Origin of the sequence: Sporosarcina sp. P19 (assembly GCF_002743165.1) — a bacterium.
Classification (GTDB): Bacteria; Bacillota; Bacilli; order Bacillales_A; family Planococcaceae; genus Sporosarcina; species Sporosarcina ureae.
Genome location: NZ_PDYR01000009.1, coordinates 114,210 through 131,528 on the forward strand (window position 1 = coordinate 114,210; position 17,319 = coordinate 131,528).

A 17,319-nucleotide genomic window follows, 5' to 3' on the forward strand; every position below is an offset into this window, starting at 1 on the left:
CTTATGTTTCACAAAAACTAAATGTTTGTTACGATAAATTATACATGATTATTTAGAAAAGAGGAGATTTGATTGATCTATCCATACGAAGGTAAATTACCCGAGATTGACCCGTCCGTCTATATTGCGGACTACGTAACGATTTCTGGCGATGTAACTATAGGACCCGAATCGTCTATTTGGTTCAACACTGTAATTCGCGGGGATGTATCGCCTACTATTATTGGACGTAAAGTAAACATCCAGGATTTCTGCTGTCTACATCAAAGCCCCAAGTTTCCATTAATTCTTGAAGATAACGTGACGATCGGCCACAAAGTCATGCTCCATAGTTGTACGATTAAAACCGGCGCACTCGTTGGAATGGGTGCCACTGTGCTCGATGGAGCTGAGGTGGGTGAAGGTGCATTCATCGGTGCTGGAAGCTTGGTAACTCCAGGCAAGAAAATCCCACCCAACACATTAGCGCTCGGCTCTCCTGCCCGTGTCGTTCGTGATTTGACTGACGAAGATCGCGCAGACATGACAAGAATCGTCAATGATTATGCACGTAAAGGTCAATTATATAAAGCGTTGCAAGAAGAGGACTAATCGAAGCACCCGTTACTAGCGGGTGCTTCTTTTCGTAACGCTTGGGTTTTTTGGACATTTTAGGCTACGTTGCTTATATTAATCTTGCCAATATATATATGACCTCTGCACTCTCTCCTGCAAACATATGAGTCATTTGCTGGACAAGTCATCTTTACCAGATACACACTCCACTAACATATCATATATTCGCTTGCAGTTCGTTCCGGCTGTTTTCTTAATATGAAAAGAGTTTTACTTTATCCATTCTGAACTGGTATAAGTTTTCACTCAAACTATGACTCATGGCAGCCCCAAAATGTTTCATCTACTAAAAAAATTAGTAGTTGAAATGTATTTTTAGAAACAAAAAAGCAGCCCGAGAGCTACTTTTTTTGTTGAACTTATTTCCAGCCTACTTCATTCATCAATTCTACAGCTTTCGGATTATACTTTCCGTAATCTGCGAAGTCCACTTTTTGTGGTGTGAATGTACCCCATTCAGCCATAACTTCCGGCAGTTTTGCTTCTTCGTTAACTGGGAACTCAAAGTTTTCTTCCGAGACTTGTTCTTGTGCTTCCGCAGTCGTTAAGTACTCGATCAGCTTCACTGCATTTTCTTTGTTTTTACTGTGCTTAATTAAGCCAGCACCACTGATATTAATATGTGTTCCTGTAGTTTCTTGGTTCGGGAAGAATACGCCGATCTGGTCGAACACTTTAACATCTTCCGGTTCGTCTGAAACAGACATATGACCTACGTAGTAACTATTCATAATTGCTACGTCACCAACACCTGCAACGATTGCACGCGCTTGGTCACGGTCTCCGCCTTCAGGTTCACGTGCTAGGTTATCTGCAATTCCTTGCGCCCACTCTTTAGCTTTTTCTTCGCCATCGATTGCGATTAATGATGCCATCAACGATTGGTTATACAAGCTGTCAGATGAACGAACAAGTAATTTGTCTTTCCACTTGTCTGTTGCAAGGTCTTCGTAAGTGGATAACTCTTCTGGCTTCACACGATCTTTTGCATACACGATTACACGTGCACGAGTAGATAACCCAATCCACTGATTGTCTGTGTCGCGAAGCTCTGCTGGTACTGCTTTATCGATTTCTTCAGATTCAACGGATTGCAAAAGACCTTCTTCTTTTGCCGTGTTCAAGATCCCACCATCAACCGTGATGAATAAATCAGCAGATGTATTTTGCCCTTCACGCTTTAAACGCTCTATCAATTCTGGTGCTTTTGCTTCAATTACATTTACTTTAATGCCGGTCTTTTCTGTAAAATCTTCGTAAAGAACTGCGTCTACGTCGTAGTGTCTAGCTGTATAGACGTTCACTTCTCCACCCATTTTCTCATCTTCTTTTGCATCTGTTGTATTTTCAACAGGAGTATCTTCTTTTGCTGGTTCGTCCTTTTGTTCCTCTTTATCGGAACTTGAGTTACATGCGCTTAAAACTGCCGCAAGCATCAATAGAGCGAATGCCCATAAAAACTTCTTCAAATTGATTTCTCTCCTTGTTTTCTCATCTACTTTGCATATTATAATACGCTAATGAGAATCGTTTTCATTGCTAAAGTGATTGTAATACACTTTCGAGTATAAGTCTAGTATTCGTTTTCTTTTATTTCTGGAAATAAATAGAGAGTGCCGGTAGCCTATCCGACACTCTCTATTACAACACTATACAGTTATTGCTTCTGTTTCTGATCCAACATACGTTGCACAATCAATGTAGATAGTTCGATCACAAATCGCGTCCACATCCGCTTGATCATGTGATACAAACAGACATGTAATATTAGCTTTTTGTAAGATATCCCGAACTTCCATTCGGATCAATGACTTCAAATTCGTATCCAGATTACTGAACGGCTCATCCATCAACAGGATCGAAGGTGAAGGTGCCAAAGCTCTTGCCAACGCCACACGTTGCTGTTGCCCTCCGCTAAGTTCATGTGGATAGCGTTTGGCAAACTCTTGCAATTGAACGAGTTCCAACATTTCGTCCAAACGTTTCTTTTTCTCTGGACGCTTCAGTTTATGCAATCCAAAGCAAATGTTTTCGCTAACTGTCAGATGCGGAAATAGTGCATAGTTCTGAAACACCATTCCTACACCGCGCTTCTCTGCCTCAATATATGTGCTATCTCCTACAATCAGTCTGCCATTCAGTTCAATGCTACCTGCCGTAGGGTCTTCTAAGCCTGCAAGCAACCGCAGTAAAGTACTTTTCCCGCTACCGCTCGCACCGACAATCCCTACGATTTCCCCTTTTTCAATTGTAAATGAAAAGCGATCTATGACGGGCGGCTGTTTTTTTGAATACCGAAATGATAAGTTTTGGATGTTTACGAACATAGTTCTCACTTCTCCTCAAATTTCAAAATAATAATCACCGACAAGATGCTTAGACAAATTAGTAACAACGAGGATGGTGCTGCTTCATAAATTCGTTCGTCGATTGCATATTGATACGTCCGTGTTGCTAGCGTATCAAAGTTAAATGGGCGCAACAATAATGTCAGAGGTAGTTCCTTCATAATTTCTAGGAATGCCAGCGCAAAACCAATTAAGATCGAACCGCGTAGTAATGGAAACTCTACTTTCCAAAATGTGTATGTCAAGCCACGTCCTAGTAAGAATGAAGCTTCACGATAAGACGGAGGCACTTTTGTATAACCTGACTCAATCGCATTAAATCCTTGTGCCATAAACCGAATCACGTATCCTGTGATCAGCATAGCGATCGACATACTTAATACAAGTGTACCGGATTCTACCCCTAATAATTTCGGATAAATAAATGCCAGTTTCTCATCCAGCGTAATAAATAACGCCAGCACGCCAATTGCGACGACTGCTCCCGGAACTGCATAACCCGATGTCATGATACGGGCAAGTAAGTTAGACGAAGCCGATGGATACAAGTTAATCGTACGGGCTGCCAAGATTGCAAAGAAGCTAATGATCAATGCACCGATTAGAGCAGCCAATAAACTATTAGTGATTAGGCTGACAAAGTCTGAACGCCATACTTTTTCAAAAGTTTTTAATGACCAAGAGATCAGTTGAACAAAAGGTATTAAAAAGGCACTTAAAAATACAGCAGAACAAGTAAGGAATGCTACCCAAGCAGTCCATCCACGTAATCGTTTACGCGCGAGTGGTCTGCTTTGCGTCACGTTCGTATCATATTTCCGACCTTTGCGTAAAAAACGTTCTAGCATAAAAATCCCTAATATAATGACGAGCAACCAGGCAGCCAAACGCATAGCCGCATGGATATCATACATCCCGAACCACGTCTGGAAAATCGCGGTGGATATCGTTCGTACACCAAAGAAACTGGCTACGCCGTAATCACTAAGCACTTCAAAAATGACTAGCATCGACCCTGCAATGATGGCAGGTCGTGCAATTGGTAATCCCAAACGGAAGAACATCTGGAAGCCATTCAATCCAAGAGTTTTAGCACTCTCAATATATGATCCGCTTTGTTTTTCAAAATAATTGAGCGCAATCATATACACATACGGATAGAGAAATAATGTGAGTACAAAAACCGCTCCACGCAGTGACATGATCTCAATTGTGCCTGGTGTGAAATGATAGTCAAAATGATTACGGAAGAACGATTGGATGACGCCTGTATAGCTTGTCATCGTACTGTATGTATAAGCCGCTATATAAGGTGGTATAGCCAAAGGTATGATCAACAGCCATTTAAACTGCTTACGAAATGGAAATTCATAGGCCGCAACAATCCAGGCCAGTACTACTCCGATGGTCGTCGAGATGAATCCGACAGATCCAACTAAAATAACTGACCCTTTAATATAGTCAGCAAGCAAATATTCTTTAATATGTTCCCAATTTTCGCCCGTCGGCTGGAAGAAACTCAGTATGACATAGGCGACTGGCATAATAATGACAAGCGCCCCAAGCATTGTAATGATGAACCAACTGTTTGCGCGACGGCGAATCTCTCTTAGCCATATAGATGTTTTCATATAGTATGATACCAACTTTACTACGCACGATGGCGGTTATGGTGTACTTTAAGTATGACTTACATAATGAAAGTCACTCTCAAGTATATACAAATTCTCTGTGCTTTCCAATGCTTTCACAAGAATTCAACAAATCTAGGCGGTTTATGTTCTACAAAATTAAACAAAAAACGGAATGGATTACTTGGTCACTGATTTTATAGTAAAATCCTAGCATATAAAAATGAAGACAAACCCATTTTACAGAGTTTGTCTTCATGTGAAATAAAATAGATAAAATTTATCGTGAATTTTATGACCTAGGCTAGCTTCTCATTTTCTTTTCTAAAGAAACCGAAGATACCTACTGTTTGTACGATATTAGTAAAGGCTTGCGGATCTGTTTCATTTATGATCCGTTCCAAATCGTATAGTTCATATCTTGTAATGACGACATAAAGCATATTCTTATCTTCTTTTGAGTAAGCCCCTTTAGCCGGTAGTATAGTGATTCCTCGTACCATTTGACGATGGATTGCTTGTTGAAGATCGTCTGCTTTCCGTGTGATGATCATCGCGGTTACTTTTTCATGTCGCGTATGAATCATGTCAATCACTGACGTCGTCACGTATAGCGCAACCATTGTGTAAAGTGCGTTTTCTGGTTCATATAGAATACCTGCAAAGACGATTAGAATCCCGTTTAGCACTAAAAAGTACACACCGATTGGTTTATCCTGCATACGAGATAAAATCATCGCGACGATATCCATTCCACCGGTAGATGCCCCTAACTTCAAGGATATCCCTACACCTACACCTGCCAGCACGCCGCCAAATACCGCATTCAGCATAATGTCTTCTGACATAGAACGCAATGGTAATAATTCAAGGAATAGTGTAGTGAACGCAACAGATAAGACACTGTATATCGTGAAACCTTTCCCTACTTTAAACCAACCGAGGATGAAGACCGGTATGTTGAATACTAGCAATAAAATACCTGTGCTGATTGTCATGTCCAATTGATCTTTCAAAACACTTGAAACTAACTGGGCCGCACCCGCAAACCCACTCGCATAGACATTCGCATTGATGAGAAAGAAATTTAATGATAAAGCCATTAGTAGCGAGCCTAAAATAACAACAGCCACGCGTTTTGCTTCAATAAAAAACATAGCGCCCTCCTATGGTAAATAACAAATTTATGCATGACCTAGATTATATCTATTTTTTCCTCATAATGGTACCCCTACGCCTCATTTGATAAAAAAACAACTACTAATGCATCCATTCTTCTCTACATCTTTACTATATCATCACCCACCGCCTACTGTGTTACTACTGACGTTCACGGACTATTGAATTAACTCCAAAAGCAGATAAAGCTCAATTGAATCTGGGGCATTCCGTGTTACGTAAGACAACATGGGCATCTTCTCTTCATACTATTCTGCACCTACTATAAAGCACAAGTCCCTACTATACTACCGATTTGACGTCACTGATTAAATGGAGCAGTCCGAAAGTTCCAACTATAAAATATACGGTTTAATTCAGGTTAAAATCGGCTATAGTTAGATGGGGAATCAAGGAGGAAATGTGAGATGGAAACAAACAAAAAGGTATGTGAATCAAAACGAGACAAAATGATTGAAGAGCTCGTTTTAAAAGGGGTATTCAAAATTGATGGGAAACAACTGTACGAATTACCGCTTCAATCATTAATGCAAGAATATGAAGCATTCGGACAAACCGACATTCAAATGTAATAAAAAATGAGACGTGCCAAATTAGGTACGTCTCATTTTTATTTAAGCCTCTATTGCTGACACTTTAGGTTTTCTGAAAACCTTAAACAAAATGATTAGTAAAACCGTGATACCTAGCGCAATACCTATCACGGAGTATTGGAAACGAATTGTGGGAAAGCCTGCTAAACCTGCAATGCCATCCAATAGTAAAGGTGAGCTGAACTGACCAATAAAAATTGAACTAGATACTATAGCAATCACACGGTCACTATGGAGAGGATTGACCAAGCTTAACGCTTTAACGTTGATGATTGGAAATAAAATTCCTTGGCCAAAGCCAATTATACACGTACAAGCTAAAATTAATGGGACTGAATGACTTAAAGCCAAACCAGTAAATGCAACACCCATGAGGAGTATACTGATCGGCATGATATACGATTTCAAGATATCTTGTAGCTGAATCAATGTCAGGCTCGTAATCATCCCCCCTACAGTTGTAAAGGAAATCACTGTACCTGCCAATGCGGAGCCACCTATATTGCTTTGCTCCAAGTAGAGTGCCATATTCGTAGCAACCGAATAATAAACTAGCATTATACCTGCAGAAGCTGCTGCATATCCAAAAACCATCAGTGGCATTTTACTTCTTGGAATGCCTTTGTCCTGTGTATGCGGAGTGTCTTTCGGCAAGAATAGGAAGACCATGATGAAAATCACAACACCCATCAAATACACATTAAACGGAGCTCTCCAACTAATGGCAGCTAAGTAACCCGCTAGCATCATAGTAATAATTCCACCAAAATTACTAAATGCTGAATTATACCCCATCATTTTCACTTGCTCACGGCCTGCAAAATGATCACTGATTAACGTGATCCCAAGCGGCATTACTAAACCGACACCAGCTCCTAAAATAAATCGAAAGGCTAGTAACATTTCAATCGTATTGGTGAACTGTGCTCCTACCCCTGCGACTACATAAATGAATAAACCAATTAAAGCAACTGTGCGCTTAGGTATTTTTGATGTTAACCAACTCGAGATAAATGTAAATGGAATAATAAATAACGAAGGAGCGGTTAATATCAGCTTGATCATCACGGGATTTGCCTCTGGGAAGTTTGCCGCAATCAATCCAAGGGCTGGAGAAATAGCAGCTCCCGCCATTACCGTAGCCATTGAAATGGAAATGATCGTTGGTTTCAACATGCGTTTCATTGGTCATCCTCCTGTCCTGGATGCCGTCTCAGTTGGCGCAATACTTTGTCAGCTGATACTTTAATGGGTGAAATTTTCCGAGCATTTGTTAATAATAAACCATGCACTAATGATAAATGATACACAGCTAATTCTTCTGCATCTCCTGCAATAAACTCTCCGGCGATTTGTCCTCTTATAATAATATGTTCAATACGTTCAACCATGAATCGATACTTTTCCACAATTTCTTCTTTCACTTCTTGTGTTAAATGATCAGAATACAAGGCTTGCATGATCAAGATATGGCGGTGTACCCCATCTCTTAATGAACCAGAGTGGGTTACTTCAGTAAGCCATTCCAATTGCTTTAAAGGACTGTCATGTTCTTCCTCTGCTTGATCAACTGTACCGATGATTACAGTGAGTAACTCAAGAATAACCTTAACGTACAGATCTTCTTTTGACTTGAAGTAGTGGTAAAACAAGCCATGACTTTGTTCGGCTTTGTTTGTGATATCACTAATTTTTGTTGCTGCGTACCCTTTCGTACCAAATAATTCGATAGCGGCTTCTTTTAATTCGTGCTGCCGAATATCGCGAATCTCTTGAATCTTTTCATTCTTTCGGGGTGACATAAAGGTTTTTCAACTCACTTCTTTTTATTCATTGACTCACGAGTCAATGTTGATCAGTTTACTGTCCCATTGGCTTCTTGTCAACTTCCAAAGTTTAAATGACGTGGAATCACCTTTACAAAACGTAGCAAGCAGTCGCCTACGATCAATTCTTTTATTTTCTATGCAAAAAAACTGAAGAACAATTCCCTATTGGATTTGTTCTTCAGTTCTAAATAGAATATATTCAATTATTAGCGATGTAATCTTTTTTCTACATCTTCTACAATGTCCTGTACGGAGTTGCCTTCAATGCTCACTACTGGGAAGTCGAATTGGTCGATGTTGACATCGCTTAATGCACGTACAACGCCCATGTCATAGCCGCTTAGATGTTCATCACTTGCAAACATCTTCACTTCATGTCCTTTTTCTTCTAATGCTTGTTTCACATCATCAAATGGTATTTCTACTGCTATTTTCGCCATGTTCTATTCCTCCTCAGAAAACTACGTATATTCGGCTAATATTTTATAATTTCCCGCTCTATTTTAATTTAAACATAACTTCTACTAGTATGTTTATATCATAATGTTACTAAAACGATTTATTTTGAGGAAAATGGGTATTTTACTATTACACCATTGAATCATCATATGAAGAACTTATAGAAGGAGTCGACATGATATGTTTGGTTTAGCAGACCTCCTCGGCTTGGTAATTTCTTGTTTCATCATTTTACCTGTCGTTACGTTCCTAAGAGAAGCTGGGTATTTTGTTATTAGTGGGCTTTTCGGTGTGAAAAATGCCAGACTCACTATTGGTTCTGGACCCAGACTTTTTAAATTAGGCGTTTTAGATATACGAAAATATTATCATGTGAATAGCTGGTTTTCATTTGATTCAGTGAAGAGGAAAAGTAATTTTGCTTATATATGTATATATGCCGGACCTATTTTGATTAATGTTGTCGTGGCGCTCACAATGAATGCGCTAATTGCAAATGGTTTTTTCGAAGACTCTAAAACATTCTGGAACCGTTTTATTTTCTATGCTTTCTATTTCGTGTTATTTGACTCTATTCCAATGAAAACGGTAAATGGTAAGCCGAATAACGGAATGATCATTTATGAACTTCTACGATATGGAAAACGTGTCGACTTCAATGAAGAGCCTCTTATTCCGGCTACAACAGAAGCAGAGGAAAAGTATCAGGAAGAAGTAGAGAGAATGGAAAAAGTACAAGAAAAGATAAAAGAAGAAATCATACAAAATGACGACGCTACTCCTGACAAGAAAGGATGAAGTACAATGATTGTACGTGAACACAAAAAGTCATTCAGCTTCGTGCAACAACATCATCATGCACACCTAGCTGAAGATTTAATGAAACACTGGAAAAAGGAGATGTTTCCTGATGATCAATGGCGTCATTCTGTACTAACTGCCATTAGGAACCATGACATCGGTTGGGCTCCTTTTGACGAACAGCCTTTTTGGAATGATGCGAAGTCTAAACCATTTCAATTCACTGACTTTCCTTTTCTCCCTAAAACGGTACTTTATCGTCAAGGGATTGATGTTGTAGAAAATATAGATCTTTATGCAGCTATACTTTGCAGTCTTCATTATGAACAGTTTATACAGGGCAATAACGGGAAAGAAGCAAAGCTATTTATTGAGGGTGAACAGAGTCGTCGAGAACGTTTACGTAAAGAAGTCGAGGGTTTCAATAAAGAACTATTTGAAAAGCATTTCGCTTTGCTTCAGCTTGGTGATAATTTTTCCTTGTATTGCTGTGTGAATGAACCAGGTGTCGACAAAGCAAATGAACATATATTTTTTCGTGATGGGATTCCTTCTCCAGATAATTTCCATTCATTACCGATAGGACGAATTGAAATATACTTTGCAGATCAGCACACGATTAAGGTGGAGAATTATCCATTCAGCAGTTCGTTTGATGTGGAAGTGAAGCAAAAGAAGGTGTTAAAAAAAGATATTGAAGCTAACGGATTGCAAGTAGCTTATAAAGAGGCAGACTATGAAGTGATTCATCTTCATATTTCGCCAGCGAACAAATAAAAAATGCAGAAAGAGACTGTGAGTTCTCTTTCTGCATTCCAGTACTTTAGTGTTTCACGCGTACGTTACTAGCAAGTTCTTTCAACGCTTCCACTTTATCCGTCTGTTCCCATGGCAATTCGATATCAGTGCGGCCGAAGTGACCGTATGCTGCTGTTTGTTTGTAGATTGGACGACGCAGGTCAAGCATTTTAATGATTCCCGCTGGACGAAGGTCAAATAATTCGCGTACGAACTCCACTAATTGAGTCTCGGAAAGTTTACCGGTGTCGAATGTATTGATCGAAATGGAAACCGGGCTCGCTACTCCAATAGCATACGCCAACTGAACTTCACAGTGTTCAGCAAGTCCTGCTGCAACGATGTTCTTTGCAACATAGCGTGCTGCATAAGAAGCGGAACGGTCTACTTTTGTAGCGTCTTTCCCCGAGAAAGCACCGCCACCATGACGAGCATATCCACCGTACGTATCAACGATGATTTTACGTCCAGTTAGACCGGAGTCTCCTTGAGGTCCACCTACAACAAAGCTGCCAGTAGGATTAATGAAGTATTTAGTATGCTCGTCCAATAAGTTTTTTGGAACTACTGCATCAATGACAACTTCCTTAATATCCTTCTCAATTTGCTCGAGTGTCGCTTCAGGGTGATGTTGTGTGGAAATAACGATTGTGTCAATTCGCACGGGATTATTATCTTGATCGTATTCTACCGTTACTTGTGTTTTTCCGTCAGGACGTAAATACGTAATAAGTTCCTCTTTACGTGCCTGCGCCAAGCGATGTGCCAATTTATGAGAAAGACTAATTGGTAAAGGCATTAATTCCGGTGTTTCGTTACATGCATATCCAAACATTAGACCTTGGTCTCCTGCACCGATTGCATCTAATTCTTCATCTGACATAGAACCTTCACGTGCTTCGAGTGCCACGTTGACACTTGCAGCGATTTCAGGTGATTGCTCGTCAATGGAAGTAAGTACAGCGGACGTCTCGTAATCGAAGCCATATTTCGCACGAACATACCCGATTTCCTTTACAGTGTCGCGAACGACTTTTGGAATATCCACATACGTTGTCGTAGTGATTTCTCCCATTACTAATACGAGTCCAGTCGTGATGCTCGTTTCACATGCCACACGCGCATTTGGATCTTCCGTTAGGATCGCATCTAAAATTGCGTCTGATATTTGGTCGCACATCTTGTCAGGATGGCCTTCTGTAACTGATTCTGATGTAAACAGTCGACGGTTTGTCATTTTGTTTCCCCCTATATTAAGCATCATGATACGGTACTCTCATAAGTCCCTGGTAAAGTTCCACGCCTAGACGTCAAGCATATACCATAAGGATTCAGGGCTAGACAATATAAAAAGCCCTCCACTCATTTTCAATCCATGAGTAAAAGGCAAAATTTCACGCGCAGCACCTTTCACTCTTATCGTCCAAGGAATTAAACCTTGCTTCAGGTTTGGCACCTTCGCGTTAGACGTACGTCTATTGCAGGTTGCCGGGTTTCACAGGGCCTGTACCCTCCACCAACTCGGGATAAGAGTATCCGTTCATGTCACATCGTATTAAAAAGTTTGGATTTTGTCAAATTATTTATCCTAAATCACTTGAGTTTTCCATTAGTATAGATTAATATTCTTAATGTGTTATACTATTTACGAATTAGGATATTCTTATTAAGATAAAAATAAATCGACTACGCAAAGGACGGTATGTAAACATGATATCTGCAAAAATTGATGATAGCTTAAAAAGTCTTCTTAGTGGAAGCAACGTGACGATCCAAGCGTCTGTGGCAGAATTAACGGAAAAAGCAGTAGCAAGAGACGAAGCCAAACTTTCTGCCGACGGTGCGATCACTGCACGTACAGGTAAATATACAGGACGCTCACCTAAGGACAAATTCATCGTTGAAGATGCAGTGTCTAAGGATAAAGTAGATTGGGGTAGCACGAACAGTCCGATTTCAGAAGAGATCTTTGATTCATTATACACGAAAGTCATTGATCATTTGAAGTTAAAAGATGAACTCTTTGTATTTAAAGGGTTTGCAGGAGCAGATAAAGACTCTCAATTGTCTATCCAAGTAATTAATGAATTAGCTTGGCAAAATCTGTTTGTTCACCAATTATTCATCCGTCCAACCGAAGAAGAATTAAAAGCACACGAATCGCAATTCACAATTTTGGCTGCCCCTTCATTCAAAGCGGATCCAAAAGTGGATGGCACAAACTCTGAAACGTTCATCATTGTGTCGCTTGAAAAGCGCATCGTCTTGATCGGTGGTACAGAGTACGCTGGAGAAATGAAAAAGTCTATTTTCTCTGTTATGAACTTCTTGCTTCCAGAGCAAGATATCTTATCTATGCACTGTTCAGCAAACGTTGGAGAAGAAGGCGATGTTGCTCTATTCTTCGGTCTTTCTGGAACAGGTAAAACGACACTTTCAGCAGATGCTAACCGTAAACTTATTGGTGACGATGAGCACGGCTGGTCTGATAATGGCGTATTTAACATTGAAGGTGGATGTTACGCAAAGTGTATCAACCTTTCTGCTGAAAAAGAACCTGAAATCTTCGGAGCAATCCGTTTCGGTGCTGTTTTAGAAAACGTAGTACTGGATGAAGAAACGCGTATTCCAGATTATGACAACAAATCATTAACAGAAAACACACGTGCTGCTTATCCGATTGAAAACATCGATAATATCGTGACACCGTCTGTTGCTGGTCACCCGAAGAACATCATCTTCCTAACAGCTGATGCTTCTGGCGTATTGCCTCCAATCTCGATTCTTACAAAAGAACAGGCAATGTACCACTTCTTGAGCGGTTTCACTTCCAAACTTGCTGGAACTGAGCGTGGAATCACTGCTCCTGAACCAACATTCTCTACTTGTTTCGGTTCACCATTCTTACCACTTCCTGCAGCAACATATGCAGAGATGCTTGGAAAGAAAATTGATGAGCACGGTTCAAAAGTATTCCTTGTGAATACAGGATGGACTGGCGGAATCTATGGTGTAGGTTCACGTATGAACTTGGGCTACACACGTTCAATGGTACGCGCTGCAATTGCCGGTAAATTGGATAATGTAGAAACAAAGAAGAACGAAATCTTCGGATTGAACATGCCACTTGAAATCGAAGGTGTACCAAGTAATGTTCTACACCCTCGTTATGCTTGGGAAGATCCGAACGAATACGATAAAGAAGCAAATCGTTTAGCTGATGCTTTCCGTGAGAACTTCAAGAAATTCTCACACGTTTCAGAAGACATCGCAATCAAAGGCGGACCACCCGTTATTAAGTAATGACATATGAAAAAGGCTGATCAGGAATTCCTGGTCAGCCTCTTTTTGGGTTTTAAATTTCTTTTGGCTTTGATACGGATACGTAAGATACGACAGTTGGTAGTTGTTTTGCGAAGATAAAAGATGAGTAGCACACAGTAGCTGGTTTCATCTACTATAAAACACAACCTAACTTCTCCCCCCGTAGCACCGTAGGCACAACTGCGGGGTAGGCCGTGGCCATGAGACAACTGGCAGCACTATCACCAGTTGGCTTATGGCTGTAGGCAAACCCCCACGTGCCTGCCCGGGTCCAAAGCATGACACTCGCTACTTTCAATACCATATACTAAATCGAGCAACGACCAAGAATAGCTGATCAAACACATTTAACCTAGCCTATCCTCTTCATTGCCGCTTCATCCAATCCACTGCGTCTTTCACAAGTTTCCGATTCATTTCAGGAGGAATATAATGCGTGTAGCCTTCCAAATACCAAGTTTCAAATTCTTTATTCTCATCACGCAATGCATTCTCCAGCAATAATGCCTGTTCAAAAGACACATTCGTATCAAGAGTTCCATGAATAATCAGTGTCGGAATATCGATATCTTCCGTTCGGAACAATGCTGTTCTCTCACGATACGCATCTGGTTGATTATTCGGCGTTCCACCAATGACACGCTTCATCATCCGGCGCATGTCCTGTCGCTCTTTGTACGTGAATATCACGTCTGAGACTCCTGCCCATGTCACCATGGAAGTTAAATCATCGCGCATAATGGCCGTCCATAATGCCATGATTCCACCTCTCGAAAAAGAAAACAGATGAATGCGATCTGAGTTGACAGCACGTTGCTGTTTGAGTACTTCTACTCCTACTACTGCATCATTGCGATCTTCTCCAGCAAATTCATCCTTCCCTTCACCACCACGATTTCCGCGATAGTAAGGGGCGAACACGACAAGCCCATGGGAGGCAAATTGTGCAATACGCGCCGGTCTAACCATTCCCACATGTTGTATGCCTCCACGTAAATAAAGCAAGCCATCATACCGTCCTTTTGCTTTTGGTGTTGCGAGCAGCCCTTTTACATGCAAGCCATCAGAACTATAGGTAATTTCTTCTAATGTAACTTGTGGATTTGGTGAAGGATAGTCTTTTCTTCGAATGATTTGACCATCAGTTTGTTCCATCATTCGCTTCCACCCACTTCCTAAGTTCACCCATTCCACGATCTTTCATATGAAAGCTGAGTTCTTTACAGGCGTTCAGTTCAGCGTCTGTCATCCACACCGCTCCTTCAGTTTCCATCAATGTAAAGTCGTTTTCCACATGTGTTATATCTCCTGTAAAAACGGCTTTGCAGAACGGTGGTTCAGTAAAGACGACGTACTCAGCAAATGAATGTACGTTCTCTATAGTGACTCCTGTCTCTTCCATTGTTTCCCGAATGGCAGCTTGTTCAATTGTCTCTCCCGGTTCCGCTTTTCCACCTGGGAACTCAATACCGCGAATTCTATGTTTGGTCAATAACCAGTGTTCATCGCGCTTAATAATAACGAGCACATGGCGAGATTCGATTTGATGTGAATTGGGTCCAAAAGTCAATTCGACATTGGCTCCCTGTAAATCTTCAAATTTCAGCAATATGGATCACGTCCTTTCCTTTAGTGTAGCGGAAAGGTCAGCGAGGAATCAACGAAATAGCGGTAGTTGCTCGATAAAACGTTTGGATTCATCGTCTGTGTATTCATGGATCAAGGCAAAGATTTTCTTCAAGCGTAAATCCACTTTGTCATTGTCTTGATCATAGTGATAGGGAATATACGGTAAATGGGACCGCAAAAAGTTTTGAAATTCCAGCTGTTCCATTTGAGAAAATAATTTTTCGAATACAGGATATGCTTCTCTTGTAACTTCTACTTTGTATTCCCATGTCGAAGCGTGAGGGTCTGTGAGAACCATTTTGTGATTAATTGATATATACATCGGATATTTTTCTTCTATCATAATCATCCTACTTTCTTTTTTACGTAGGATACCTCGTAATGAAGAATTTATTCTGCACAAAAAACCTATTAACAGTATTTAGTTAATAGGTCATCGAATGATTATTCATTTTCTTGTTCTTCATACACTACCTTTTCAACTGCCAACGCTACGTTAATGTGTACATTTGGATCTAATGGATGTGGTACTAAATCGTCACGCTTTGTGCTATCCACGATCGCCAGAGCTGCAGCGATGAGCATTGGGTACGAGATGGATTTTGCATTGGCATTAAGCGCACCTCGAAAGATCCCGGGGAAACCCAGAACGTTATTGACTAAACGGCCATCAGCCGCATAGGCCGCGCCTGCTTCTAATGCGATTTCTGGGGAAATTTCTGCATTTGGATTAGATAAAGCTAAGATGATTTGTCCTTTCCGAATCATTTCTGGCTTGATTAGATTCGCAACACCAGTTGTCGCGATAACCAAATCACATGTCTCCATAATTTCTTCCATTGTCTCTACAACAGTACCGCCATACTCCGCTAACATCTCTTTAGCATGAGGATTGGGATCTGTTCCTTTCATTTCTGCTACACCATATGCCATAAACATACGACTAATGGCTAAGCCTGCTGCACCAAGACCGATTTGTCCGACTGAAGCATTAGCCAGCTCCACTCCGACATGTTTGCATGCTGTGAGCGCTGCTGCCAATGCAACGACTGCTGTGCCGTGCTGATCATCATGCATAACAGGAATCGGTAATTCTTTTTTCAAACGCTCTTCGATTTCAAAGCAATGCGGGGACCCGATATCTTCCAGTAAGATCGCACCAAAGCCTTGATGAATATGTTTGACTGTTTCTACGACTTCATCAGGATCACTCGTATCAAGTAAAATCGGAATGCCACTAATTCCAACAAATTGATCAAACAAAACAGCTTTCCCTTCCATGACAGGCATACCAGCTACAGGGCCAATATCTCCAAGTCCTAAAATAGCCGTACCATCTGTCACGATTGCTACTGTATTTGAAATACCTGTGAAATAATTTGCCTGTTCGGGATCTTCCTGAATAGTTTTGCATACACTTGCCACACCTGGTGTATACACTCTTCGTAAATCTGCAAGTGAACGGATTTCATGTGTGGCTTTCATATGAATTTTGCCACCTTCATGCATTTGCAGTACATCATCAGTAACAGCTTGAACTTTAATACCTTGTTTCAAGTTCTCGATTGCCACAACTATTTCAGCCAAATGCTCTTGATCATTGCATTGTAGCGCGATTTCTCTAATCGTGGAAAGCGTTCCTACTTTAATCGTCTGGATGTCACCAATATCTCCATTCAACTGACCGATTGCCATAGTTACTTTGCCAAGATTTCCCGGTTTAGAAGGGGTTTCAATAATTAAATTTCGCAAAAACTGTCCTTGAGCCATCTTCAATATACCTCCCACTGTGTATAATTTTATTTATATTCTGACAGGAATTTTGCTTACTTCCATAAAAAAACACACATCTCTAGTCATATGAGATGTGTGCTCCCCTATCAAGCCTTGATATCAATAGAAGCGCCCTTTGTTGGATGCGCAACTGATTGATTTTCAAGGCCGTTCAACATATCATTCATAGCAGAAGTCTCCATTGAAAGGGCTTTGTTCATAACGCTCATTTGAACGGTTGATTGCAAGCTTCTCAACTGGCTGGACATAATTGAATTGATATCCATGTCGTTCAACTCCTCTCTGGTATTCACTTCTTACTATCGGCTAATATCTTGAT

Annotated in this window: 18 protein-coding genes and 1 riboswitch; of the genes, 5 read left to right on the forward strand and 13 right to left on the reverse strand. The window is 40.6% G+C overall.

Annotated elements, in window-relative coordinates:
* Positions 1-72 precede the first annotated feature (72 nt).
* Positions 73-591, forward strand: a complete 519-nt coding sequence (locus CSV74_RS11105; protein ID WP_099691697.1) for a gamma carbonic anhydrase — start codon at positions 73-75, stop codon at positions 589-591.
* Positions 592-974: 383 nt separating this feature from the next.
* On the opposite strand, the gene CSV74_RS11110 is transcribed toward CSV74_RS11105, so the two are convergent.
* The 4 genes from CSV74_RS11110 to CSV74_RS11125 all read right to left on the reverse strand — a co-directional run bounded on the left by CSV74_RS11110 (position 975) and on the right by CSV74_RS11125 (position 5,751).
* The gene (locus CSV74_RS11110; protein ID WP_099691718.1) at positions 975-2,051 is read right to left on the reverse strand and encodes a Fe(3+) ABC transporter substrate-binding protein; all 1,077 of its coding nucleotides are present in this window, start codon (positions 2,049-2,051) and stop codon (positions 975-977) included.
* Positions 2,052-2,264: 213 nt separating this feature from the next.
* Positions 2,265-2,942: an ABC transporter ATP-binding protein gene (locus CSV74_RS11115; RefSeq protein WP_099691698.1), complete on the reverse strand. Its 678-nt coding sequence runs from the start codon at positions 2,940-2,942 to the stop codon at positions 2,265-2,267.
* Between the two features lie 5 nt (positions 2,943-2,947).
* Positions 2,948-4,594, reverse strand: coding sequence for an ABC transporter permease (locus CSV74_RS11120; RefSeq protein ID WP_099691699.1), 1,647 nt, complete (start codon positions 4,592-4,594; stop codon positions 2,948-2,950).
* A gap of 299 nt (positions 4,595-4,893) precedes the next feature.
* A complete protein-coding gene (locus tag CSV74_RS11125; protein ID WP_029055139.1) occupies positions 4,894-5,751 on the reverse strand; it encodes a YitT family protein in 858 nt (285 codons plus the stop codon).
* A gap of 429 nt (positions 5,752-6,180) precedes the next feature.
* On the opposite strand from CSV74_RS11125, the gene CSV74_RS11130 reads away from it, so the two are divergent.
* Positions 6,181-6,345, forward strand: a complete 165-nt coding sequence (locus CSV74_RS11130; protein WP_081657982.1) for a Fur-regulated basic protein FbpA — start codon at positions 6,181-6,183, stop codon at positions 6,343-6,345.
* Positions 6,346-6,387: 42 nt separating this feature from the next.
* Here CSV74_RS11130 and CSV74_RS11135 read toward each other — a convergent pair whose 3' ends face one another.
* From CSV74_RS11135 to CSV74_RS11145, 3 genes are all read right to left on the reverse strand, one after another.
* Positions 6,388-7,551, reverse strand: a complete 1,164-nt coding sequence (locus CSV74_RS11135; protein WP_233190885.1) for an MFS transporter — start codon at positions 7,549-7,551, stop codon at positions 6,388-6,390.
* Entirely contained in the window at positions 7,548-8,168 is a 621-nt protein-coding gene (locus CSV74_RS11140) for a TetR/AcrR family transcriptional regulator (RefSeq protein WP_099691700.1), read from the reverse strand. The genes CSV74_RS11135 and CSV74_RS11140 overlap by 4 nt, the downstream gene beginning before the upstream one ends.
* Before the next feature lie 233 nt (positions 8,169-8,401).
* Positions 8,402-8,635 carry a YkuS family protein gene (locus tag CSV74_RS11145; protein WP_099691701.1) on the reverse strand — a complete coding sequence of 78 codons (234 nt, stop codon included), beginning with the start codon at positions 8,633-8,635 and terminating at the stop codon, positions 8,402-8,404.
* Between the two features lie 199 nt (positions 8,636-8,834).
* Between CSV74_RS11145 and CSV74_RS11150 the strand changes: the two genes are divergently transcribed.
* Both CSV74_RS11150 and CSV74_RS11155 read left to right on the forward strand, forming a co-directional pair.
* Positions 8,835-9,452: a hypothetical protein gene (locus tag CSV74_RS11150; protein ID WP_099691702.1), complete on the forward strand. Its 618-nt coding sequence runs from the start codon at positions 8,835-8,837 to the stop codon at positions 9,450-9,452.
* A gap of 6 nt (positions 9,453-9,458) precedes the next feature.
* Entirely contained in the window at positions 9,459-10,232 is a 774-nt protein-coding gene (locus tag CSV74_RS11155; protein ID WP_099691703.1) for a DUF3891 family protein, read from the forward strand.
* A 46-nt stretch (positions 10,233-10,278) separates the two neighbouring features.
* On the opposite strand, the gene metK is transcribed toward CSV74_RS11155, so the two are convergent.
* Positions 10,279-11,490 carry a methionine adenosyltransferase gene (gene metK / locus CSV74_RS11160; protein ID WP_099691704.1) on the reverse strand — a complete coding sequence of 404 codons (1,212 nt, stop codon included), beginning with the start codon at positions 11,488-11,490 and terminating at the stop codon, positions 10,279-10,281.
* A gap of 176 nt (positions 11,491-11,666) precedes the next feature.
* Positions 11,667-11,786, reverse strand: a riboswitch (SAM riboswitch).
* Between the two features lie 177 nt (positions 11,787-11,963).
* Between metK and pckA the strand changes: the two genes are divergently transcribed.
* Positions 11,964-13,556, forward strand: coding sequence for a phosphoenolpyruvate carboxykinase (ATP) (pckA, locus tag CSV74_RS11165; protein WP_099691705.1), 1,593 nt, complete (start codon positions 11,964-11,966; stop codon positions 13,554-13,556).
* Between the two features lie 387 nt (positions 13,557-13,943).
* Here pckA and CSV74_RS11170 read toward each other — a convergent pair whose 3' ends face one another.
* The 5 genes from CSV74_RS11170 to CSV74_RS11190 all read right to left on the reverse strand — a co-directional run bounded on the left by CSV74_RS11170 (position 13,944) and on the right by CSV74_RS11190 (position 17,266).
* Entirely contained in the window at positions 13,944-14,735 is a 792-nt protein-coding gene (locus tag CSV74_RS11170) for an alpha/beta hydrolase family protein (RefSeq protein ID WP_099691706.1), read from the reverse strand.
* Positions 14,719-15,186 carry an NUDIX hydrolase gene (locus CSV74_RS11175; protein ID WP_029055130.1) on the reverse strand — a complete coding sequence of 156 codons (468 nt, stop codon included), beginning with the start codon at positions 15,184-15,186 and terminating at the stop codon, positions 14,719-14,721. The genes CSV74_RS11170 and CSV74_RS11175 overlap by 17 nt, the downstream gene beginning before the upstream one ends.
* Positions 15,187-15,234: 48 nt before the next feature.
* Positions 15,235-15,549 carry a hypothetical protein gene (locus tag CSV74_RS11180; RefSeq protein ID WP_037562276.1) on the reverse strand — a complete coding sequence of 105 codons (315 nt, stop codon included), beginning with the start codon at positions 15,547-15,549 and terminating at the stop codon, positions 15,235-15,237.
* Between the two features lie 101 nt (positions 15,550-15,650).
* A complete protein-coding gene (locus tag CSV74_RS11185; protein ID WP_099691707.1) occupies positions 15,651-16,976 on the reverse strand; it encodes an NAD-dependent malic enzyme in 1,326 nt (441 codons plus the stop codon).
* Positions 16,977-17,086: 110 nt separating this feature from the next.
* Complete coding sequence (locus CSV74_RS11190; RefSeq protein WP_085131404.1) at positions 17,087-17,266, reverse strand: putative motility protein; 180 nt, start codon at positions 17,264-17,266, stop codon at positions 17,087-17,089.
* Positions 17,267-17,319 lie beyond the last annotated feature (53 nt).